Origin of the sequence: Neohoeflea coraliihabitans (assembly GCF_019334345.1) — a bacterium.
GTDB classification, from domain to species: Bacteria; Pseudomonadota; Alphaproteobacteria; order Rhizobiales; family Rhizobiaceae; genus Pseudohoeflea; species Pseudohoeflea coraliihabitans.
Map to the genome: position 1 here is coordinate 785,245 of NZ_JAHWQX010000002.1, position 22,760 is coordinate 808,004.

Annotated in this window: 19 protein-coding genes; 11 read left to right on the plus strand and 8 right to left on the minus strand. The window is 62.2% G+C overall.

Features of this window, described 5'->3' with window-relative positions; translation table 11 throughout:
* From KY465_RS09655 to KY465_RS09675, 5 genes are all read right to left on the minus strand, one after another.
* Nucleotides 1-1,062 (minus strand): branched-chain amino acid ABC transporter permease, encoded by a 1,062-nt coding sequence (locus KY465_RS09655; protein ID WP_346432619.1) that lies wholly within the window; start codon nt 1,060-1,062, stop codon nt 1-3.
* On the minus strand, nt 1,059-2,111 hold the full coding sequence (locus KY465_RS09660; protein ID WP_219201445.1) for a branched-chain amino acid ABC transporter permease: 1,053 nt from the start codon (nt 2,109-2,111) through the stop codon (nt 1,059-1,061). Before KY465_RS09660 ends, KY465_RS09655 begins: the two co-directional genes overlap by 4 nt.
* 5 nt (nt 2,112-2,116) lie before the next feature.
* Nucleotides 2,117-3,436: a metal-dependent hydrolase family protein gene (locus KY465_RS09665; RefSeq protein WP_219201446.1), complete on the minus strand. Its 1,320-nt coding sequence runs from the start codon at nt 3,434-3,436 to the stop codon at nt 2,117-2,119.
* Nucleotides 3,437-3,502: 66 nt separating this feature from the next.
* A complete protein-coding gene (locus tag KY465_RS09670; RefSeq protein WP_219201447.1) occupies nt 3,503-4,276 on the minus strand; it encodes an alpha/beta fold hydrolase in 774 nt (257 codons plus the stop codon).
* Entirely contained in the window at nt 4,273-5,148 is an 876-nt protein-coding gene (locus KY465_RS09675) for a fumarylacetoacetate hydrolase family protein (protein WP_219201448.1), read from the minus strand. Before KY465_RS09675 ends, KY465_RS09670 begins: the two co-directional genes overlap by 4 nt.
* Before the next feature lie 175 nt (nt 5,149-5,323).
* Between KY465_RS09675 and KY465_RS09680 the strand changes: the two genes are divergently transcribed.
* The 9 genes from KY465_RS09680 to KY465_RS09720 all read left to right on the plus strand — a co-directional run bounded on the left by KY465_RS09680 (nt 5,324) and on the right by KY465_RS09720 (nt 14,631).
* Nucleotides 5,324-5,995 (plus strand): FadR/GntR family transcriptional regulator, encoded by a 672-nt coding sequence (locus KY465_RS09680; RefSeq protein ID WP_219201449.1) that lies wholly within the window; start codon nt 5,324-5,326, stop codon nt 5,993-5,995.
* 17 nt (nt 5,996-6,012) lie between these two features.
* Nucleotides 6,013-6,552 carry a FadR/GntR family transcriptional regulator gene (locus tag KY465_RS09685; RefSeq protein ID WP_219201450.1) on the plus strand — a complete coding sequence of 180 codons (540 nt, stop codon included), beginning with the start codon at nt 6,013-6,015 and terminating at the stop codon, nt 6,550-6,552.
* Between the two features lie 219 nt (nt 6,553-6,771).
* On the plus strand, nt 6,772-7,797 hold the full coding sequence (locus KY465_RS09690; protein WP_219201451.1) for an ABC transporter substrate-binding protein: 1,026 nt from the start codon (nt 6,772-6,774) through the stop codon (nt 7,795-7,797).
* An 80-nt stretch (nt 7,798-7,877) separates the two neighbouring features.
* Nucleotides 7,878-9,446 carry a sugar ABC transporter ATP-binding protein gene (locus KY465_RS09695; RefSeq protein ID WP_219201452.1) on the plus strand — a complete coding sequence of 523 codons (1,569 nt, stop codon included), beginning with the start codon at nt 7,878-7,880 and terminating at the stop codon, nt 9,444-9,446.
* The gene (locus KY465_RS09700; protein ID WP_219201453.1) at nt 9,443-10,429 is read left to right on the plus strand and encodes an ABC transporter permease; all 987 of its coding nucleotides are present in this window, start codon (nt 9,443-9,445) and stop codon (nt 10,427-10,429) included. The genes KY465_RS09695 and KY465_RS09700 overlap by 4 nt, the downstream gene beginning before the upstream one ends.
* Nucleotides 10,426-11,424, plus strand: a complete 999-nt coding sequence (locus tag KY465_RS09705; RefSeq protein ID WP_219201454.1) for an ABC transporter permease — start codon at nt 10,426-10,428, stop codon at nt 11,422-11,424. Before KY465_RS09700 ends, KY465_RS09705 begins: the two co-directional genes overlap by 4 nt.
* A gap of 1 nt (nt 11,425) precedes the next feature.
* Nucleotides 11,426-12,442 (plus strand): LacI family DNA-binding transcriptional regulator, encoded by a 1,017-nt coding sequence (locus KY465_RS09710; RefSeq protein WP_219201455.1) that lies wholly within the window; start codon nt 11,426-11,428, stop codon nt 12,440-12,442.
* A gap of 18 nt (nt 12,443-12,460) precedes the next feature.
* Nucleotides 12,461-13,702, plus strand: a complete 1,242-nt coding sequence (locus KY465_RS09715; RefSeq protein ID WP_219201456.1) for a Gfo/Idh/MocA family protein — start codon at nt 12,461-12,463, stop codon at nt 13,700-13,702.
* 20 nt (nt 13,703-13,722) lie between these two features.
* Entirely contained in the window at nt 13,723-14,631 is a 909-nt protein-coding gene (locus tag KY465_RS09720; RefSeq protein ID WP_219201457.1) for a carbohydrate kinase family protein, read from the plus strand.
* Nucleotides 14,632-14,639: 8 nt separating this feature from the next.
* Here KY465_RS09720 and KY465_RS09725 read toward each other — a convergent pair whose 3' ends face one another.
* From KY465_RS09725 to KY465_RS09735, 3 genes are all read right to left on the minus strand, one after another.
* Nucleotides 14,640-15,560, minus strand: a complete 921-nt coding sequence (locus KY465_RS09725; protein ID WP_219201458.1) for a DMT family transporter — start codon at nt 15,558-15,560, stop codon at nt 14,640-14,642.
* Nucleotides 15,561-15,719: 159 nt separating this feature from the next.
* The gene (locus KY465_RS09730) at nt 15,720-16,523 is read right to left on the minus strand and encodes an SDR family oxidoreductase (protein WP_219201459.1); all 804 of its coding nucleotides are present in this window, start codon (nt 16,521-16,523) and stop codon (nt 15,720-15,722) included.
* A gap of 15 nt (nt 16,524-16,538) precedes the next feature.
* Nucleotides 16,539-17,864 (minus strand): coniferyl aldehyde dehydrogenase, encoded by a 1,326-nt coding sequence (locus KY465_RS09735; protein WP_219201460.1) that lies wholly within the window; start codon nt 17,862-17,864, stop codon nt 16,539-16,541.
* A 519-nt stretch (nt 17,865-18,383) separates the two neighbouring features.
* Here KY465_RS09735 and KY465_RS09740 point away from each other — a divergent pair.
* On the plus strand, nt 18,384-19,520 hold the full coding sequence (locus KY465_RS09740) for an efflux RND transporter periplasmic adaptor subunit (protein WP_219201461.1): 1,137 nt from the start codon (nt 18,384-18,386) through the stop codon (nt 19,518-19,520).
* Entirely contained in the window at nt 19,517-22,687 is a 3,171-nt protein-coding gene (locus KY465_RS09745) for an efflux RND transporter permease subunit (RefSeq protein ID WP_219201462.1), read from the plus strand. The genes KY465_RS09740 and KY465_RS09745 overlap by 4 nt, the downstream gene beginning before the upstream one ends.
* Nucleotides 22,688-22,760 lie beyond the last annotated feature (73 nt).

Below are 22,760 nucleotides of genomic sequence, written 5' to 3' on the forward strand. Positions count from 1 at the left end.
TTAAGTTTTCGTCTTGTCCGACCGTCCTTTGACAAAAGACGACCAGTCCTCCCCTCCCGTGCGAGGCTTGAAGCGCTCCCACAGGCCGAGAATTCCATCCGGCGAAACAAAGACAATCGCCAGAAACACCAGTCCGATCAGGGTATTAAAGCGCTCGGCGCCAACGATATCGATGGCGAAAGTCTGCATCATCACGACCACGACGGCGCCGAGGAACGGCCCGATGGGGTGGCGCAGACCGCCGATGATCGCGATCACCAGAATGTTGATGGCGGGGCCCACCGAGATGGTGCCCGGCGAGATGCGCCCGTTGAACCAGACCAGCAACACGCCGGCGGCGCCGGCGATCAGACCAGCCAGCCACCAGGCAAAGACCTTGTGGGCCGTGACATCGAACCCGATGGCGCGCATGCGGCGAGGATTGTCGCGGATCGCCTGTAGCGACAGCCCGAAGGTGGAGCGGGCCGCATAAAGGACTGCCGCATAGGCGATGGTGGCAGTGGCAAGGCACAGATAGTAGTACGGCACCGGATCCCGCCAATAGACACCGAAGGCTTCAGGGGCGCGCAGGCCGTTATAGCCGGGGAACCCATTGAACAGCGCATAGTTCTGCTGGGCGAAATAGAAGCACGCGGTGGCAACAGCCAGCGTGATCATGATCGTGTAGATGCCCTCGGTCCGCACTGCGATCCAGCCGATCAGGGCCGACATCAGCGAGGCGAGGAGGATGGCGAAGGGAGCATAGAGCCACCAGGGCCAGCCGAAGCCGTAGATGCCGGAATTGTTCTCGCCGAAAATTGCCACCGTATAGCCGGCGGCCCCGGCCACGGTGATCTGCGCCAGCGATACCATGCCGCCATAGCCGGCCAGCAGCATCAGCGACAAGGCAATCATGCCGAGAACGAGAGAGTAGCCACCGATCTGGGTGAGAAAAAAGTCCGATGCCATCAGTGGATAGATGAGCAGGAAGACAGCGAGCAGGATATGCCCGGTGCCAATCCGTTCCAGCCACGACCGAGCGGGCAGAGAAGTGTTCCTTCCGGCACTGGCGAGATCCGTCACAGCGACCTCCCCATGATGCCCTGCGGCCGCAAAGCCAGCGTCACCACCATGATGACAAAGGTCAAGACGACGCCGTAGGTCGGGAAATAGACGAGGCCGATCTGTTCGGCGAGGCCGATGATCAGGGCGCCGACAGCGGCGCCGGTGATCGAGCCCATACCGCCAACGATGACAACGACCAGCGAGGCGAGCAGATAGCGCACGTCTTCGCCGGGAGCCACCGAGAGTGCCGAACCGCCGACGACGCCGGCAAGGCCGGCAAGAGCAGCGCCGAGGGCAAAGACGATGGCGAAGACGAAATGCACATTGACACCCGATGCAGAGAGCATGTCACGGTCATCGACCCCGGCGCGGATCATCGAGCCGACGCGTGTGCGGTTGATCAACAGCCAGAGCCCGATACCGATGACGATGGCGGCAGCAAGCACCACCAATCGGTAGAACGGATAGACGAGGAAGACCTCGGTGCCGTTCGAGCGGACAGCGGTGACAACAGGCAGCTTGATGGCGCCGCTGAGCCAGTCGGGGGTCAGGATCTGATAGGTGTTGCCGCCCCAAAAGGCGAGCATCAGATCGGCAGCGACGACGGAAATGCCTATGGTCACCAGGGTCTGCCGCAGATCATCGCCCTCAAGACGGCGAAAGACGACGATCTGCATGATCAGGCCGACAATTGCGAGCACGAGAAAGCCGGCGGCGACGCCAACCAGCCAATAGCCGGTGAGTTCGGCCGCTTCATAGCCGATATAGGCGCCGAGCAGATAGAGTGAGCCGTGCGCCAGATTGACGTTGCGCATCAGCCCGAAGACCAGGGTGAAACCGCTGGCGACAAGAAAATACAGCCCAGCGAGAGTCAGGCCGTTGAGAATGGCGCTGAGAAAGGCCTTCTTCGAGATCAGCAGGCCCTTGAGCCAATCGGGCCACTGCGCGAAAACCAGCCAGATGAAAATGCCGACCGCAATCAGCCCCGCGAACCAGGCAAGCTGGCGGGTGGTGAGCGTGGCGCTCTGGGCGAGCGGGCCCTTGCTGGCTGATGTGCTGTCGGTCATGGCGATCAGGCAGTCAAACGCCGCCGGGCGTCCTGAGCGCGCGGGGCCTTGTGAAACTGTCCGTCCTTCATGATGGCAAGCAGGCGATCCTTGTTTTGCAGAATGCGCACATCGGCGAGCGGATCACCATCGACCAGCAGCAAGTCGGCAAGATAGCCTTCCTTGATCATGCCGAGCTCATTTTCCATCTCCATGATCTGACCGCCATATTTGGTGGCCGCCAGAATGGCCTCCATCGGCGAGAATCCGAGCACTTCAACGAAGGTCTGAATGTCGCGGGCATTGGTGCCCTGCGGGGTCCAGGCAAAGCCATAGTCCCCGCCGATCAAAATGCGGATGCCGCGCCGGTGCATCTTCTTCATGGATTCGATGCACATTTCCAGTTCGCGCTCATAGAGCATGGCGATCTTTGAGCCGGGCTTGATGCCCCAGGCTTCGGCCTCGCGGGCCGTGTTGATCAGCCAGGCAATCCCGGGAGCAACGAAGTGCCTGTCTTTCGCAGCCTCGAGCATGTCGAGCGCTTCCTCGTCCGCAAACGAGGCATGATAGATGTTGGTGATGCCGTGGCGCACGCACTGCTTGACGGAGTTGGCCGAGCGCGCATGGGCGGAAACCACCTTGTTGCGGCGCTTTGCCTCGCTCACCGCCATTGCCACTTCTTCTTCCGACATCGGCGTTTCCTCGGCGCCCATGCCGGTGATTTCCTCGCCGGACAGGTTGAGCTTGATGGAATCGACGCCGTATTTGATCAATGTGCGCACGACGCGGCGGATCTCTTCCGGGCCGGATACGACAAGGCCGAGGTTCAGCCCTTCATGCGGAATATGTGAAGGCGCGGAATCTCCCAGGCCGCCAACCGTGGTGATTTCCGGGCCGGCCGCCGTATAGCGCGGGCCGGGAAAACGACCCTCATTGATGAAGCGCTTGGCAACAACATCAAGGCGCGGCTTGGCGGCCGCTGCACCGCGACCGGCGGTGAAGCCGGCGTCGATGACCAGCTTGGCCATCTCCATGGTGACCAGCATGTGTTCCTCGACTTCCATCATCTGGATCGGCTCGATGCCGGGAGCATTGTTCCAGGAAAGATGCAGATGCGCGTCGATCATGCCCGGCATCAATGTGGCGCCCATGCCGTCAATGACGGTGGCGCCGGATGAGGTCATCGGCGCGGAAAAACGCGATGAGCCGCGGGTGATCTGCTTGATGCGGTTGCCCTGAACCAGCACTTCGCCGGAAAATGGCTGCTCCCCGGTGGCATCGAGGATGCGCACATTGGTGAACAAAACGGATCCGCTGCCGTTCCAGCCGTTGGAATGATCGGCCATAAAAGTCTCCTCCCTGTCGCGGCGGTTCTCTCCCGGAACACAGCCGCCTGCCCTTGTCGCCGCGCCCTAGGTGCCGCCGACGAATTCGCTCAGCAACCGCCGGCACTCGGCGGGTTTCTCGATCGGTGTCCAATGGCCGCATTGCGGCAGGATGACAGCGCGTCCCTGGCGCAACCCATCAGCCAGTTGATGTGCCGTCGATGGCGGTCCGACCGCATCTTCCTCCCCGGTCACGACCAGCACCGGCATCGTCAGAGCCTTGAGATCCGCTGGTCCCGCCTCGGCCAGCGCTTCACAGGATTTGGCGAAGCCCTCGGCGCTCTGGCGCATGTGGCTTTCCCGCACGAAGGCATAGGCGGCGGGATTGGTGTCGGCAGTGCCGGTGGCGGTGCTTGCGGACGTCACCTGATCTGCGACGGTATCCATGCCTTGCTGGCGCGCCAGTTCGGCGCGCGCCTTGAGACGCTCGCGGGCTGCATCGGCCGGCTCGATGATCGGGCCGAACAAGGTCAGCGTGCGGGCCAGCGCCGGCCGCGCCTGGGCGACATGCTGGGCAATCAGCGAACCGAAAGAATGGCCGACGAGATCGGCGCTGTCGACGCCAAGATCGAAGGTGGCACGGATCAACGTGTCCACCAGCAAACGCATGTCGATCTTGCCGCGCGGCGTCGGTGAACGCCCAGCGCCCGGCAGGTCGGGCCGAATGATGCGACGGCCGCGCAGGGCCGGCACCAGCGGCTGAAAACTGTTGGAGGAGCCGCCCAAGCCATGCAGAAGAATGATCGCGCGGCCCTCGCCCTCCTGCTCGATGGTCATGCCGGCGGTGATCGTGGTGCTCATGAACGACGCTCCACGAAACGGTTCTCGAGAGATCCGATACCGGAGATATCGATGCGGACGACGTCACCATCACGCAGGTATTTCGGCGGCTTGAAGCCGATGCCGACGCCGGCCGGCGTGCCGGTGGCGATGATGTCGCCAGGCTGCAGCGTCACCCCGGCGGAGATCGTCTCGATCAAAGTCGGGATATCGAAAATCAGATCGCAGGTGTTGGCGTCCTGGCGCAGTTCGCCGTTGACATAGCATTGCACCGTCGTGTCGCCGATGTCGATTTCATCGGCGGTGACCGCAAAGGGGCCCATGGGGCAGAAGGTGTCCTGTGACTTGCCGAGCAGCCACTGGCTGTAGCGGCCCTGAAGGTCGCGCGCGGTGACGTCATTTATGATCGTGTAACCCCAGACATGCTGCATGGCATCCGCCGCACGAATGCCGCGGCCGCCGGCGCCGATGATCACCGCCAGTTCGGCCTCATAGTCAATGGCGGCGGAAACGGCGGGATCGATGACAACCGCCGCATCTGATGCGACGACACATTCGGGCACCTTGGAAAAGACGATCGGAAAAGGCGGCACTTCGCCTTGAGCGGCCGAGGAGTCAAAACCGCTGTCGGTAAACTCCTTGGCGTGGGCCCTGTAATTCTTTCCAACGCAGAAAATGTTGCGGGCGGGACGCGGGAACGGCGCTTCGATCTCGACATCGGCAATATCGACCGGCGACAATGTCTCGAGATCCGCTGTCCGGCGCCCAATGAGGCTTGCGACGCCCTCTTGGGCTTCCTGCAACGTCAACGCGAATGGCGCAATCTGCCGATCGCCCGCAAGCACCTGCCCCACATGCCGCTCGCCGGCAAATCGATATGCCGCTACCTTCATAACCCTCCCCCATAAGTGAGCCAATTCCCTATTGGTCTCACTGTGATATTAGCTTACGGAGAGAAAACTCGGGGATCAAGCTCTTTTTTCTGGCCTTTTGTGAACCATTTCGCATATAATCGGATAAATTGGTTCTTCTTATTTGAACCTCCGACTTAATGGACCATGGACCGCAATGCCTGCAAAAAAAGCCGAAACAGTTGCAATCGACCTGCGCCGACGGCTGAACGACGGCGAATGGAAACCTGGTACTATGTTGCCCGACGAGCGGTCTTTGGCGGGCACCTATGCCGTCGCCCGCAACACCATCCGCAAGGCGTTTGACGCCTTGGAGGCCGAAGGGCTGATCGAGCGGCATGTGGGTCGCGGCACCTTCGTCAGCGAAAAACCGGCCATGCAATTTGCCGGAATTCTCGATCATTTCCTTGATGCCAGCCCGATTGACATCCTCAACCTGCGGATCTTCATCGAGCCGCATTCAGCCGAGGCGGCCGCCAGCCACGCCTCTTCCAGCGAACTTGATGCCATTCTCGAGGCCGAGGCCAAGGCAGCGGAAGTGCGCGATCTTGACGCCTATGAAGCGTGGGACAATGAGTTTCACCGGAGGATCTACGCGGCCGCGCACAATCGCTTTCTCAGCGATTTCTTTGATCTGTTGTCGATCATCCGCTACCAGGCGCCGATGATGGAGATCCGGCGGCGTGCTTTCAACGAGGATATGCGCCTTGGCTACAATCAGGAACACCAGCAGATCACCGAGGCGCTGCGCAACTGGGATGGCAAGGCTGCCGGCCATGCCATGCGGACGCACCTGCTGTCGCGACGCCGCAACTATTTCGGCCAGTGATGCGAAAGGTTGAAACCATGCCGCAAGTCCCTGCTTCACCGCCAGCCTCCGAGATGGTCGCGCCACAGAAATTGCGCAATATCGTCTCGACGGCCGGCACGACACGCGACTTTCTCGCCATCGTCAAGCGGCTGGCCGGCGCCAGCCCGGCTGAAATTCTCGGCGTGCGGCTGATCATCGAGCCACTGGCGGCAGCAACGGCCGTGTCCAGTGCGACCGGCGCCGACCTCAAGGGCATTCGCGCTGCGCACACACAGGCGGTAATGCAGAGCGAGCTCACCGGATTCGAGCATTGGGATGCCGAGTTGCACAGCCGGATCTACGCGGCCACACGCAACGAATTGTTGATCAGCCTGAATGCGCTGCTGGGCGATATCCGCACCCGGGCGCCGTGGATCCGCCTGAAGCGCAAAGTCATCACCGATGTGAAACGCCGGGAATATTGCGGGCATCACGAGGCTATTGTCGATGCGATCACGCAACGCGACAGCGAGGGCGCCAAGGCGGCCATGCATCGACATATTTCGATCATCATCGACGACCTCTTTCCGAAATAGGTGACTGCCCCTCTCGTCGCGGGATGCAGACCCCTTCTTTGCTTTGGGAATATGGGTGCCTTTCGGCACGGCATTGGCACTTTCGGCCGAGCTTGGACCGGCCTCTGGTTCGCGCTCATCACATGAAGCGGAGCGAGAATTGCCGGGTTAGCGCGTGAAAACCACATTGAAATCGATTTCAATGTGTGATTTCGTGAGAGCATTCTCAGGGAGGTGCTAATGAGAACTCTAGCAAAAATCACACTCGCATCCGTTTCCGCGCTGACCATCACCGCGTTTGCGGCGCAGGCGGAAGATTACAAGATCGGCCTGTCAAATGGCTGGGTCGGCTCTGAATGGCGGACCCAGATGATCGATGAAGCGAAGGCCGCCGCCGAAGCCTGGGGCGAAAAAGGTGTCGAGGTCGAAGTTGTCGTGCAAAGCGCCAATGTCGATGTTCCGGGCCAGATCGCGCATGTGCGCAACTTCATCAGTCAGGGCGTCGATGCCATCATCATCAACCCCAACAGCCCGACGGCATTCGATCCTGTGTTCGCTCAGGCCAAGGAGGCCGGGATACTTGTCATTTCGACCGACGCCGAGGTCTCGTCGCCTGATGCGATCTATGTCGGCATCGACCAGAAGACCTGGGCGATGGAAAGCGCCAAGTGGCTGGCTGAAACGCTCGAAGGCGAAGGCAAGGTTGTCGCCATCAACGGCGTCTCGGGTCACCCGGCCAATGAGATGCGCGTGAGCGGCTATCGCGAAGTCTTCGAAGGCTATGACGGCATCGAAATCGTCAACGAGGTGAATGCCAACTGGGATCAGGCGCAGGGCCAGCAGGCGATGCAGAACCTGCTTGCCACCTATCCCGACATTGATGGCGTCTGGGTGCAGGATGGCATGGCCGCCGGCGCCTGGCGGTCGATCATGGATGCCGGCAAGGTCGAGGACATTGCCGCGACCGGCGAGATCCGCAAGGACTTCATCGACCTGTGGGTCGAGAATGACTTCACCTCGGGCGCCTCGGTCAATCCGCCCGGCGTCATGGCCAGTGCGCTGAACGTCGCTGTCTTGATGCTGCAGGGCAAGGAGTTGAAGGAGGCCGCGGACAAGGGTCAGTACGGCAACGCCATGTATCTGCCGATCCCGTTCATCGACGGCGACAATGTCGAGGACGTGGCCGGGGAACTTGACGGCAAGCCGGGCTACTACTCCTTCACGAGCGCATTGTCGATCGAAGACGCCGAGGCGCTGTTCAACTAGGTCGCGCCAACACGACAGGGGACGGACGCCGGCTGGCAGCCGGCGACCGTTTCCGCGCGCAACGGCAGGGAGGCAGCCAGATGAGCAAGCTGGTGTTGCGCGATGTGCGCAAAGCCTACGGGGCGACCGTGGCGCTGGCCAATGGCGCCCTCGAGCTGGCAGAAGGCGAAGTGCATGTGCTCATCGGCTCGAACGGGTCGGGCAAGAGCACGCTGTGCAAGATCGTTGCCGGCAGCGTCCGTCCCGATGGCGGCGAGGTGCTGCTCGATGGGCAGCCGGTGACCGTTTCCGGACCGCAAGCCTCGCATGCCCTCGGTATCGGCATTTTTTATCAGGAGCTCAGCCTGGCAGCGCATCGCACCGTGGCGGAGAACATTTCGCTGGCGCGCTTGCCGGTCAAGGGCGGCCTGTTCGTCGACCGCCAGCGCGCCAGAACGATCGCCGCGCGCTATATCGCTCCCTTCGCGGACGTCGTCGGCGCCGGCTTTTCGCCGGATGCGGAGGTCGGCAGCCTGCGTGCCGACCAGCGGCAACTTGTGGAAATCATGAAGACGCTGGCCAGCGAAGCGCCGGTGCTGATTTTCGATGAACCGACATCGGCGCTTGACCGTGCCCAGGTGGACCGCTTTTTCGAAGAGTTGCGGCGGCTGCGGGGCGAAGGCCGCTCGATCGTCTTCATTTCACATCGCATGGACGAAATTTTCAACATTGGCGACCGGGTCACGGTGATCCGCGACGGGCGTACGGTCGCGACGAAGACGATCGCCGAGACGAACCAGGCGGAGGTGATTGCCGCGATGGTCGGGGAAAATCGCGAATTCGCCATTCCTGCAACCTCTGATGAAGGCGCAGCAACAGGCAATGAGCTGCAGGCGCCGGACGGGGCGCCGCAGAGCGAGGGCGAGTCGGCGCGTCCCGTGGCACTTCAGGTCGAGAACTTGACGGGAAGCGGATTCGCGGACGTGTCCTTCAGCTTGCACGAGGGCGAGATCCTCGGATTCGGCGGGCTGCATGGGCAGGGCCAGTCGGCGGTGCTGCGGGCCTTGTATGGAACCGACACAACGCTTTCAGGAACGATCTCGCTCGCAGGACGGCAGTCCGAGGTCTCCTCACCCCGCCGCGCTATCCGCGAGGGATTCGGCTATGTCTCCGGTGACCGCGGCCGGGATGGCGTGATCTCCGGCCGGCCGATCCTCGAAAATGTCATGCCCGTCCACTTCGTCAAGAGCCGTAGACCGCTTGCCGTGCCAAGCCGGCTCAACGAACAGGCAATACCGGCGCTGAGCGCATTGCGAACGAAATTTGCAACGTTGATGCATCCGATCTCATCGCTGTCGGGCGGCAATCAGCAGAAAGTGGTCATCGCACGCTGGCTGATCGACCGGCCGCGCGTGTTGCTGCTTGATGATCCGACCAAGGGGATCGATCTTTCCACCAAGACCGAACTGTTCGCGCTGATCCGGGAACTGGCTGCCGAAGGCATGGCCATCCTCCTCTATTCATCGGAAGATGCGGAACTGCTCGGCAATGCCGATCGGATCCTGGTCTTCAATGGCGGCGCCATCAGCCGGGAACTGCAAGGTGCGGCGCGCACCCGGTTCAACCTTTATGAGGCGGCCTACAGCGCTGCCGAGCGGGCGGCATCATGACCCAGGCGTCCTTTTTTCCGGGCGGCTCACAGGCCGCACGCGGTCTTTTGGCCCGTTTTCCCTTCATGCCCGCCCTCTTGATCCTCATCGCATTGATCGTGCTGAACGGCGTGTTTGAGCCCAACAGCCTGTCCTACCGCGCCATTCGCGGCTTGGTTTCCACCTATCTGGCACTGATGCTGCTGGCCGTGGCGCAGACCTATGTCGTCTATGCCGCCGATATCGACCTGTCGATTGGCGCCATACTGTCCCTGGTCAATGTCAGCGTGATCGTGCTGCTCGACATCTTCGGCGGCAGTCCCGCCATGGTTCTGCTTGCCTGCGTCGCCGGGGTTGGCATTGGCGCTCTTTGCGGTCTGGTCAACGGGCTTGTGGTTGCGGGACTGCGATTGCAGGCGATTGTTGCGACATTCGCCACGAGTATTCTGTTCACCGGGCTGGCTCTGTACGTTCTGCCCGTTGCCGGAACGCCGGCGCCGGCAGCATTCTGGCGCACCTATGGCGGCAGCTTTTTCGGTGTGCCCTTCGTTTTCGCGGCGGCGGTGGTGACGGCCATTGTCCTTTATCTTCTGGCCCGGGCGCGGTTGATCACACAGTTGCTGGCCGTCGGCGATGACGCTCAGGCGGCCTTCCAGAGCGGCCTGCCGGTAACGGCCATTCGCATCAAGGGATATGTGCTGTGCGGCGTCTTCGCGGCACTGGCGGCTTTATGCGTGACGGGCGACACGGCGAGCGGTGACCCGCTGGTCGGCGGCAAGATGGTGCTCAATTCGGTGGCTGCGGTGGTGCTGGGCGGCACGGCACTGTCGGGCGGCTTCGGTTCGGTCGTCGGCTCGGTCATCGGCGCTCTGATCATCGGCCTGATCAGTTCGCTGGTGTTCTTTGTCGGCACCCCGTCGGAATGGCAAAACCTGGTGCAGGGCCTGGCCATCCTGATTGCCCTGATGGTCGGCGTGCTCGTCGGCCGAAAGGACAAATCATGAGCGCGGCACCACAAACCTCGGCTTCGGGTACCGGTCAGTTTGCGCAGTCTGCGGCGGTCGCCAAACGACCGCTTGTCATCGCCCTCGGATTGATCGCCCTCCTGCTTTTTACCGGCGAGCAACTGTCACCGGGCTTTGCCTCGCTTGACCAGATCCTGAGGCTCTTGATCGTCGCCGCCCTGCTCGGCATCGTCGCGGCGGGGCAGAACCTCGTCATTCTCGGGGGGCGCGAGGGCATCGACCTATCGGTTGGCGGTATCGTGTCCTTAAGTGCCATCATTGCCGGCAATGTGATGGCCGGCGAGAATGGCGGCATTGTGCCGGCAATCCTCGCCTGCCTTCTGGCGGGCAGTTTTTTCGGGCTCTTGAACGGCATCGGCGTGACATTGCTGCGCATTCCGCCGCTGGTGATGACGCTCGGCATGCTCGGTGTGCTGCAAGGCCTCCTGGTGGTGATCCGCCAGGGCATTCCCTCCGGCCGTGCAGCGCCGGCCCTGTCTGAGTTCGTCTCGCAGCCCGTGTTCCTGGGTCTGCCCGGCATCATCTGGCTGTGGTTGGGCATCGGTCTGTTGATGGCCTTCCTGTTGCGGCGAACTGTGTTCGGTTACCGCATCTACGCCATCGGCTCGAATGAGCATGCTGCCTATATGGCTGGCGTGCCGGTGAGGCTCATCCGCATCGCGCTGTTCGTCCTTTCATCGATGTTTGCGGCGGTGGCCGGCATTTGCCTGCTTGGCTATTCGGGTTCGTCATTTGCCAATGTGGGCGAGCAGTACATGCTGCCGTCGATCATCGCCGTGGTGTTTGGCGGCACGCCGCTTTCCGGCGGCAAGGGCGGATATACGGGCACCATGGCCGGCGCCGTGCTTCTGGTGGTGCTGCAAAGCATCCTGACGACGATCAATATCGACGAATCCGGCCGGCAGATCGTATTCGGCGCCACGCTTTTGCTGCTGATGCTGTTTTACGGCCGCGGTGCCCGGATGCGAGGCTGACATGCAGTCAAAAGCGCGCATCAAGGACATTGCCGAGCATAGCGGTGTTTCGCCGGCAACCGTGTCGCGGGCGCTCAACGGCAGTTCGCTGGTCGCCGAGCCCACCCTCAGCCGCATCCGCGAGACGGCGCGCCGCCTCGGCTACCGGCCCAACGTCAACGCCCGCAATCTGAGAACGCAGCGCTCGATGTCGGTGCTGATGCTGGTGCGCGATGTCGGCAATCCGTTCTATCTCGAAGTGTTCAAGGGGATTGAAGCGGCAGCGCGAGACGCCGGCTATGTCGTCTTGATGGGCAACACGGAAAACGACGCCGAGCGTGAGGCAGAGTATTTCAACATGCTCGACGATGGCCGTGCGGACGGCATGATTCTGATGACCGGCACATTGCCCGCACCGGAACGCCTGGTTTCAGCGGCATCCGAGCAATCGGTCGTCGTGGCGCTGGAGATGATCGAGAATTCGACATTTCCGCATGTCATCATCGACAATGAACGGGCGGCCGCCGAAGCGGTAGAGCATCTGATCAGCCTCGGGCATCGCCGCATCGCCCACATCGCCGGGCCTTTGCCCGAGGAGATGAGCACGCGCCGGCTGGCCGGCTACCGGCGGGCGATGCAAGCGGCCGGACTTGATATGCCGGCAGAGCTGGTGCGTACCGGTGATTTCAGCCTCAAATCAGGCGAACTGCAAGGTCAGCTCCTGTTCGAGCAGTCGGAGCCGCCCACAGCGATTTTCGCGGCCAATGACGAGATGGCGTTCGGTGCCATCCAGGCCATGGCGGCACGCGGCCTGACAGTGCCCGAGGATGTCTCGGTCGTCGGTTTCGACGATCTGTCCCTGAGCAAGGCTTTCCAGCCGCCTTTGACCACGGTCAGCCAACCGCGCATCGAGATCGGACGAACGGCGATGCTTCGGTTGCTGGACCTGATCGAACAGGGCGAGACCAGTCAAGCCGTCACGGTGCTTGGAACTGAATTGATCATTCGCGGCACAACGGCGCCGCCACGTCACAACTGACAACAGGGAGTATCGGAAATGACTGAGTTTCCAAAGAAGACATTGCGCATCGGGCTGATCGGCTCCGGCTTCATCGCGGAATTCCATCTGCGCTCGATGATCGGCGTACGCAATGTCGAAGTGACCGGAGTTTACAGCCGCAATGCCGAGAACCGGCAGCGGATCTGCACGCTGGTCACCCAATTGGAACTTGGCGATTGCACGTCCTACGGTTCCCTGAGCGAGATGCTGCAAAGTGATGATATCGACGCGGTCTGGCTGCTTTCACCCAATCACACGCGGCTCGATACGATGCGCACCATCCATGAAGAGGTGACCGCCGGGCGCAGCAAGATATTCGCTGTCGCCTGTGAAAAGCCGCTCGGCCGCACCGTCAGCGAGGCGCGGGAGATGCTGCGCCTCGTCGAGGACGCCAAGCTCAATCACGGTTATCTCGAGAACCAGGTGTTCTCGACGGCCGTGTTGCGGGGCAAGGAGATCATCTGGCGACGCGCTGCATCAACCACCGGTCGCCCCTATCTGGCGCGCGCGGCGGAAGAGCATTCCGGCCCGCATGCGGCGTGGTTCTGGCAAGGCGACAAGCAGGGCGGCGGGGTGCTGAACGACATGATGTGTCACTCGGTCGAGGTGTCGCGGCATCTGCTCACCGAACCGGGCAAACCGCGCAATTCACTGAAGGTGAAATCGGTCAATGGCACGGTGGCGACGCTAAAATGGAACCGGCCGCGCTATGCGGACGAACTGAAGGCGCGTTACGGCGCCGAGGTCGATTATCGCAACCGGCCTTCCGAGGATTTCGCGCGCGGCACGGTGGTTCTCGAGGACGAGACGGGCCAGGAGCTGATCATCGAGGCCACGACATCCTGGGCCTATGTCGGTGCCGGGCTGCGCATCCAGCTGGAACTGCTCGGCCCGGAATACGCGATGGAATTCAACACCCTCGGGACCGGGCTGAAGATCTTCATGTCGCGTGAAGTGCAGGGCTCGGAAGGTGAGGATCTGGTCGAAAAGCAGAATGCGGAACAGGGCCAGATGCCGGTGCTCGAGGATGAGGCCGGCGTCTACGGCTACACCGACGAGAACCGCCACATGGTCGAGTGCTTCCGCAAGGGAGAGACGCCGCTGGAGACCTTCCACGACGGGCTTGCCGTCGTCGAGATCCTGATCGGCCTGTACAAGTCGGCGGAGACCGGGCAGACGGTGCACTTCCCGGCGCCAGATCTCGAAGACTATGTGCCGCTGGTGGCACGCCCGGCGTGATGGCAGCGTGAGGGGCGCACATGGCTGAACCGGCGCTGCTGGTCACCGGCAATGTCAATGTCGATCTCGTTCTCGGCGAGATCGACGGCTGGCCGCAGATCGGTACGGAAATCGAAGTCGATCGGGCGGAAACCCGAGCCGGTGGATCGGCGGGGAACACGGCGTTGGCTCTCTGCGGCCTCGGCGTGCCGCACCGCCTGATTTCGTCGGTCGGGACGGACAGCTATGGCGATTGGCTGAAGGCCGCTTTCGATGACGCGATGTGTGACTGGATCAAGGATCCCGGCGCCACCACGGTCACCGTCGGCATAGTCCACAAGGGCGGCGACCGCGCCTTCTTCACGACACCCGGGCATCTGCAGACAATGCGTGCCGGCGATGTGATTGCACGCTTGCCGGCCGCTCCGCATGCCCGGTCCATGGCGCTGATTTCCGGTGGTTTTCTCATGCCGGATATCATTGAAGGCAGCGACCGGCTGATCGGCGCAATGAAGCAGCGCGGCTGGCGGGTGGCGATCGATCCCGGCTGGCCGCCAGCCGGCTGGACGGAAACCATGCGCGCAAAGATGCTCGGCTGGCTCGGGCAATGCGACATGGCGCTCATCAACGAGGACGAGTTGCATGGTCTCCTGCAAGCCACCCCGACGACCGGCGGCGGACTGGACGCGCTTGTTGCTCGCTTACCTGCCGGTCCGCTGCATGTGATCAAGCAAGGGGCCGAGGGCGCCAGCGTTTGGCGGGAAGGTCGCCGAGTGGCATCGGCGCGGTCGCCGGAAGTTTCCGTGATCGACACGGTTGGTGCCGGCGATACCTTCAATGCCGCGTTGCTGGCGCGATTGACGGAAAACGATGATCTTGCGGTTGCCCTGGAAGCCGGCGTGCAGACCGCAGCGCGGGCCATCACGAGCTATCCGAGACGCTACCGGTAAGGCGATCTCTACGCCCCTCTCCGGCTGCGGCCATTGCGCAACGCGGCCCGGACCTTCGAAGCACCACCTTGCGAAATGAAGACGCCGACAAGAATGACGGACAGGGCGGTGGCGGTCTGCGGCCCCGGACGCTCGGCCAGGAACACCATGCCCCAGAGTAGTCCGAACAGCGGCACCAGATAATTGTTGAGCGCCAGAAAGGAGGCCTTGTGCGTCTCGAGGATCTTGAGCACCAGGATCTGAGCCAGTGCGGTGGCCACCAGGCCGAGAATGGCGATCGAAACAATTGCGGCCGGATCGGGCGCCAATGTCCAGGGGCGATCGACAATCAGCGCCGCAGGGACGATGAACAGGCTGGCAACCAGCATTATGGCCGCAGAGGACTGCAGCTTCGGCAGAGCGCGCAGACGCCGGCTGTAGATGGTGGACAGGGCATAGCCGAGCGCACCACCGACGATCATCAATTGCCCCATGGCCTGGCTGCCGAGCTGCAGCAGCAGCGCAGGTCCGAACAAGAGCACAATGCCGCCAAGACCGATTGCAACGCCGATGACCTTTTGCAGATTCAATGGTTCATCATTGGTGAGGAAATGCGCAAGCAGGATGGTGAACAGGGGCACGGTCGATACCAGAATGGCAGCAAGGCTTGAATCGATGCTGCGTTCGCCAAAGCTGATCAGCGAGAACGGTATGACATTGCCCAGCAACGCGATGGCGATGATGACGGGCCAGTGAGCGCCGCGCGGCGGCAGGCCGTGGCCGGCGAGACGGGCCACGGACGCAAGCACAATAGCCGCAAGGCCAATCCGCCCGGCCGCGATGGTCAGTGGCGTCACCGTGCCGAGCGCCACCTTGATGAACAGGAACGAAGCGCCCCAGATGGCGGCCAGCAAAACAAGCAGCAGGTAACCAAAAATCTGGTTGCGCATAAAAATCTCTCTTCCGCGCGGGCTTGATAACGGATTGCGCCCGGTCCCGCCGCCCGCCGTTTCTGGCGCACAGCGTCCAGAATCACAAGGGAAATTGATCCTGGATGGAGCGGCGAAACGGACAGCATGCTGCGTCAACTGTCCGGGCGCTCCGAGCTTTTAAGTGCTGCGACCCTTGAACTCTGACATGCTCTCGTAGATCCCGAAGAAACGCCCGACGATGACGTCAAACATTCGTGCCGGAAGGATGCCGCGCACCAGGGGGAGGATATTGACGATCGCGGGCATCCGCAGGAAAATGCGGTTGCGCTCGATGGCCCGGACGATCTTCCTTGCCGTCGGTTCGGCTTGCAGGATCGGGATCACCGGTGATTTGACGCCATCGAACATGCCGGTATCAATGTAGTAGGGCAGAACCGTCGTGACGCGCACGCCGTTCTTCTTTGCCTCCATTTCAAGCCGAAGCGAATCCGACCATCCGATCACCGCCCACTTGCTGGCACAATAAACCGACATGCCCGGATTGGACACCAGACCAGCGGCAGAGGCGATGTTGACCACGTGACCCGAGCCACGCCTGACCAGCCCTGGCAGCAAGGTGAGCGTCAGGTGCATGATCGCCGTGGTGTTGACCTGCATCGTCCTGTCGATGTCGGCGTGGCTGTGTTCGGCAAAATGTCGGCCGACGACGATGCCGGCATTGTTGATGAGGATGTCGACGGGCGGTCCCGCCTCCTCGTTGCGCGCGGCCATCGCCACCACGGCAGCTGTGTCGGTCACGTCGATACGGTGAAATTCGGCCCTGGGGCCCAGGCGCTTGGCAGCCGACGCAATATTTTGCTCGCTCATGTCCCAGACGATGAGGCGCTTCAGTCCTTTGCTGAGTAGAATTTCACCCATCAACAGGCCGATGCCCGAGGCCCCTCCGGTGATGAGGGCAGTGCGGCCGGTAATGACGGTCATGGAAGATTCCCCCGTTCAGCGGCCCAGAATACGAACGGCAAGGTCCGCCAAGCGGCCATAAGGCGGGCCAAGGCGCTCAAAGGTGTTGATGAAGCCGGGTTTGTAGACCGATCGCGCATGGCTCATGCGGCGAAATCCGTCGCGCCCGTGATAGGCGCCGATGCCACTCTTTCCGACACCGCCGAAGGGCAGATTGTCCTGCGCGACGTGCAACAGTGTTCCATTCAGCGTCACCCCGCCGGAAATGGCCCCATCGAGGATCGTCCTGCGCGCCTCACCGTCATCGGTGAAAACGTAAAGGGCCAGCGGCCGCGAGCGGCGATGGATGAAAGCAAGCGCCTCATCAAGCGTTCTGTAGGTCACGATAGGAAGAATCGGGCCGAAGATCTCCTCGCTGAGAAGGAGCCCCTCCTCCGGCGCGTTGATCACCAGTGTCGGCGGAAACTTCTCGCCGTAATCCCCGGAGGGCCGGAGGATGGCCGCGCCGCTGTCCCGTGCCTCCTGCACAGCCTCAAGGAGACGTGTCCGGTGGCGCTCGGTGATGATGCTGGCATAACCGCTCTCCGACCTTTCGGCTGGATAGGCGGTCTCGATACCGCTGATGATCTCGCGCGCGAGGGCATCGGCCTTTGCCTCTGGCACCAGCACATAGTCCGGGGCGATGCAGGTCTGCCCGGCATTGCTGAATTTGCCGAGAACGATGGAGCGCGCGGCTTTGTCCAGAGGGTAGTCGGGGGCGAGAACGGCCGGAGACTTGCCGCCCAGTTCCAGGGTCACGGGCGTGAGGTTGGCCGCCGCCGCCTGCATCACTTTGCGGCCCACGCTCGTCGAACCGGTGAAGAACAGATGATCGAACGGGAGCGCCGAGAAGGCCTGCGCGACCTCCACACCGCCGGTCTCGACGGCGACAACATCCGCATCGAAATATGCCGAGACGAGCCGCTGCAGCAGATCGGAAAAGCCGGGCGTTATTTCGGACGGCTTGATCAGGGCGCGGTTGCCGGCAGCGAGCACATCGACCAGGGGACCGAGGGCGAGAAACAATGGATAGTTCCAGGGTGAGATGATGCCGACGATCCCGAGCGGCTCGTAGCGTACCCAGGCAGTGCCGGGCTGGAACGGCCAGGCAACATGGCGAGATTCATCGCGCATCCACTTTTTGAGATGAGCCGAGGTCGACCTTAAGCCTTTGAGAAGCGGCACAATTTCGAGAAGCTCCGTCTCCTGCCGGGGCCGCCCGCCGAAGTCTGTATCAATGACCCGGGCGATCTCTTCGCGGTTCTCGATCACCATGCGCCGGAGGCAGGCAAGGCGTTCCCTGCGCGTTGCCAGATCAGGCACACGCTCTTGCCGGGAAGCCTGCCGGATGAGGTGGAAGGCCGGAAACTCAGAGTCAGCTGCATCTTGCATGGATGGACTTTCACTTGCGCGAGGCCGGAAGCATTGCAGTCCAAGCGCTCAAGCGCCAGGCACACTGAACCGTAGCCGGCGAGCCGGCCAGTTGACGTTAGTGAATAATTGGTAAACTTGCACGGACATTCAAGGTCTGGTTGTCGCGCCTGTTCAGGCCCCGTCAAGGGCAGAGTGCCGATCAGATCCAGAGACGTGGATCAGGTTTTCGTTATGCCATCTTGGCTTGCTTCCGGCTGCGCCCTGCTTCCATAAGAAAGCGCTATCGTCATATGCTGATGGCAATAAGCGGACACCGGAGTGGATACCTTAACTGATCGCCCCAGATGACGGACTGAGTGCATCCTTTCGGAATGCCGACTTTGCAACCGAGTTTCAGCGGCGGTTCAGGGCGCTTTGAACCAACCGGCAACGGACAACCTCCCCAGCAGAAAGACGCAGGATCCAACGATGAGCGATGAAACCGAACAGCTCAGCTTCGAAGATGATCGGGGCACCTCCCGCTCCACATGGCTCGCGGCGGGGCTGGTCGCGGCAATCGTCGTGTGGATGGGCAGCGGCTATTTTCTGCCGTCGGGAAGCGAGGTTGCACCGCCACCTGCCGACAAGCGGGTCGAGGCGGCGGTCACGGTCACCAGATCCTCGGCACAGCCCGTCACGCTTTTCTTCCACGCGGAAGGCCAGGCACTGCCGGACCGTGACACGTCGATCCGCGCCGAGAGTTCAGGCGATGTGGCCGAAGTGCTGGTGTCGAAAGGCGATGACGTTGAAAACGGCGCCGTCATTGCACGGCTTTCGGCAACCCGGGCCGAGGCAGAGCTTGCGCGCGCTCGCGAAGAGCTTGTCCGCGCGCAGCGGGAATTCGACAATGCATCGCAGTTGCTCGATCGCGGTGTCGCGACGGCGGACCGGGTCAGCGATGCGCGCGCCAGTCTGGCGGGAGCCGAGGCGGCTGTCACCGCCGCCGAGGAGACGATCCGGTCGCTGGAGATCATCGCACCGTTTGCCGGGCGCATCGAGACGCTATCGCTCGACCCGGGCGAATTCATGCAGGCTGGCGCGGAGGTGGGGCGCATTGTCGATAATCGTCCGTTGACGGTTGCCATCCAGGTGCCGCAGCAAGCTCTTCGCCGTATTCAGAATGGCCAGACTGCTGCGGTCAACTTCATCACCGGCGAAGAGCGCCAGGGCGTCGTCAGCTTCGTGGGCACCTCCGCCAATGCCGAAACCAGGACGTTTCTCGCCGAAATCGATGTGGCGAACGAGGATGGCGCCATCCCCGCCGGGATCTCCGCCGAGATTCGCATTCCGACGGGCGAGGCCGAGGCGCATTTTCTTCAGCCGTCAACGGTGTCTCTCAGTCCCACGGGACGGCTGGGCGTCAAGTCGGTCGGCGAGGACAATGTCGTCGTTTTCCATCCCATAACGATCGTGCGCGCCGAGATCGACGGCATCTGGGTGACCGGGCTGCCGGATGAGGCAAATGTCATCACGGTCGGACAGGGCTTCGTCAATGAAGGCGAGACGGTCAGACCATCAACCGCGCCAGAGCCGCTTGAAGAACCGGCGCAGGAGACTGCCCGGTGAACGCCCTGATTGACGCTTCCTTCTCACGCGGCCGCGTGGTGCTCATTGCTCTCGTGATGATCCTCGGTTTCGGCGCCTTTGCCTATGTCTCCATCCCGAAAGAAGCCAATCCCGAAGTGCCGCTGCCGCTGGTCTACGTGTCAACGGGTCTTGAAGGGATCAGTCCGACGGACGCCGAACGGCTTTTGGTCGAACCGATGGAGTCCGAATTCGCGGCGATCACCGGACTGGAACGGATTGAAAGCCATGCCTCGGAAGGCTTTGCCAGCGTGCAGCTTGAATTTGCGCCCGGCGGCGACATCGACGAAGCGCTCGACAAGGTGCGCGAGGCCGCAGACCGGGTCAAAAACGACCTGCCCGAGGACGCATCCGAGCTGACCATCACCGAGATCAACACGGCGCTTTTCCCGATCATCACCGCGATCATTTCAGGGCCTGTGCCGGAGCGCGCGCTCAACGATCTTGCCAAGGCGGCACAGGAGGCCATCGAAGCCTTGCCCGGAGTGCTCGAGGTCGATCTCGGCGGCGCTCGCGATGAGTTCCTGGAAGTGCTCATCGATCCGACGGTGTTCCAGACCTATAATCTGAGCTTCGACGAACTGATCGGGCAGCTGCAACGCAACAATCGCCTGATCGCGGCCGGGGCCATCGAAACGGGCGGCGGCCGCATCGTCTTGAAGGTGCCGGGGCTGATCGAAGATCCCGAGGATGTGATGGAAATGCCGGTCAAGGTGCGCGGCGATGCCGTCGTCACGTTCGCGGATGTGGCAACGATCCGGCGCAGCTTCGAGGATCCGACGAGTTTTGCGCGCATTGATGGACAGCCGGCGCTGGCGCTCGAGGTCAAGAAGCGGTCGGGAGCCAATATCATCAACACGGTTGCGGCGACAAAAGCGGCCGTGGAGGCTCTGAGCTCCGACTGGCCGGACAGCATCGAAGTCACCTATCTTCAGGACCAGTCAGAGCAGGTGGACACGCTTCTCGCCGACCTTGAAGCAAATGTGATCGCCGCGGTGATCCTCGTGATGACCGTCATCATCTTTGCGCTCGGGATGCGATCGGCAATCCTTGTCGGCCTGGCAATACCCGGCGCCTTTCTCGCTGGTGTCAGCGCCTTGTGGGCGATGGGATACACGATGAACATCGTCGTCTTGTTCTCCCTCATCTTGGTCGTCGGCATGCTGGTCGACGGTGCGATCGTGACCACCGAACTGGCGGACCGGCGACTGCAGGAAGGCGCCTCGCCGCGCGAGGCCTATGCGGCGGCGGCCAAGCGCATGGCCTGGCCGATCATCGCTTCCACCGCGACAACGCTCAGCGTGTTCTTTCCGCTGCTGTTCTGGACCGGCATGGTCGGCGAATTCATGAAATTTCTGCCGGTGACCGTCATTCTGACCCTGTTTGCCTCGCTGTTCATGGCACTGATCTTCATCCCCGTGCTTGGCAGCGTCATCGGCCGGCGGCAGCCGCAAAGCGCCGCGGCCAAACGCAGCCTCTATGAGGCCGAACGGGGCGACCCGCGGCGCATCGGCGGTCTGACGGGCGTTTATGTCCGGATGCTGGAATGGGCCATCCTGCGTCCTGCGGCGACCGCGCTGCTCGCTCTGGCGCTGCTGTTGGGCGGCTTCGGTCTCTACGGGCAGTTCGGCAAGGGCCTGACCTTCTTTCCCTCGGTGGAGCCCGAATTCATGCAGGTGCAGGTGCGGGCCGGTGACAATTTCTCGATCTACAACAGGGACGCACTGGTGCGGCGGGTGGAGGAGCGACTTCTGAAATATGAGGAGATAGCCACCGTCTATGCTCGCTCGACGATGAGCGCCGGCGGCGGCGATGACGAGACGATCGGCACGCTGCAACTGGAGCTGACCGACTGGGACACGCGCCGCCCGGCCGAACAGATCGGCGCCGACATTCGCCGAGACGTGGCCGACATCGCCGGAATCGACGTGCAGGTGCAAACCGAGAGCGGCGGCCCGACCAGCGGCAAACCGGTCAATCTGAGGATTGCCGCGCGCAACCCGGCCGTCCAGTCCGACAGCGTCGATCAGGTTCTGTCTGTGATGCAGCAGATCGGCGGCTTCACGGATGTCACCGACAGCCGTCCCGTTCCCGGAGTGGAAGTCTCGATCAATGTGGACCGGGCGGAAGCGGCGCGTTACGGCGCCGATGTCAGCCTGCTGGGCCAGGCGGTGCAGCTTCTCACCCGCGGCATTGCGGTCGCCGACTATCGCCCCGATGATGCCGATGGCGAACTTGATATCCGCGTGCGCTTCCCGGCTGAAGAGCGGTCATTGTCTGAACTCGGCAATCTGCGTGTGCCGACCTCTGCCGGCCTTGTGCCGATTTCCAACTTCGTGACATTCGCGCCCGCAGAGCGCACCGGCACGATCACGCGGATCGATGAGCAACGGGTGGTCTCGATCGAGGCGAATGTCGCGCCCGGCGTTCTCGTCAATGATCAGATCACCGCGATCCGGGCTGCGCTCGACCGCGCAGAATGGCCGGACGGCGTGACCTACAGCTTTGCCGGCGAAGCGGAGGATCAGGCCGAGACGATGGCGTTTCTGGGCGGCGCCTTCGTTGCCGCGATCCTCTTGATGCTGATCATCCTGGTCTTGCAGTTCAACAATTTCTACCAGGCCTTCGTGGTGATGAGCGCCATCGTCTTCTCGGTGGCGGGCGTGCTGCTCGGGCTGCTCATCACCGGCCGCCCTTTTGGCGTCGTCATGGGCGGTATCGGGGTGATCGCGCTTGCCGGTATCGTGGTCAACAACAATATCGTGCTGATCGATACCTATAACGATCTCAAGCGCGGCGGACTGGCTCCGCGCGAGGCCGCTCTTCGCACCGGCGCGCAACGCCTGCGGCCTGTGATGCTGACCTCGGTGACAACCGCGCTTGGCCTGATGCCGATGGTGCTCGGCGCCAATCTGAATTTCTTCACCCGCGAGATCGTGTTCGGTGCCCCCTCGACGCAATACTGGACGGAGCTTTCCAGCGCCATCGTTGGCGGATTGCTGGTGGCGACGCTGCTGACCCTGGTGCTCACACCGGCCCTGTTGATGCTGGGTGAAATAAGTCTCTGGCGCCGAAAGAAGGCGAAGGCTGATCCGGCACCCGTCCAGGATTCGGATGGAGCGCCGCCGGAGGGCGCAACGCAAATTTGAGCCGCCGTGGCTTTTGCTTTCGCGAGGTGGGTCACGGATCAGGCCCGTCTGAGGTGGCCCACCCGAAACGGCG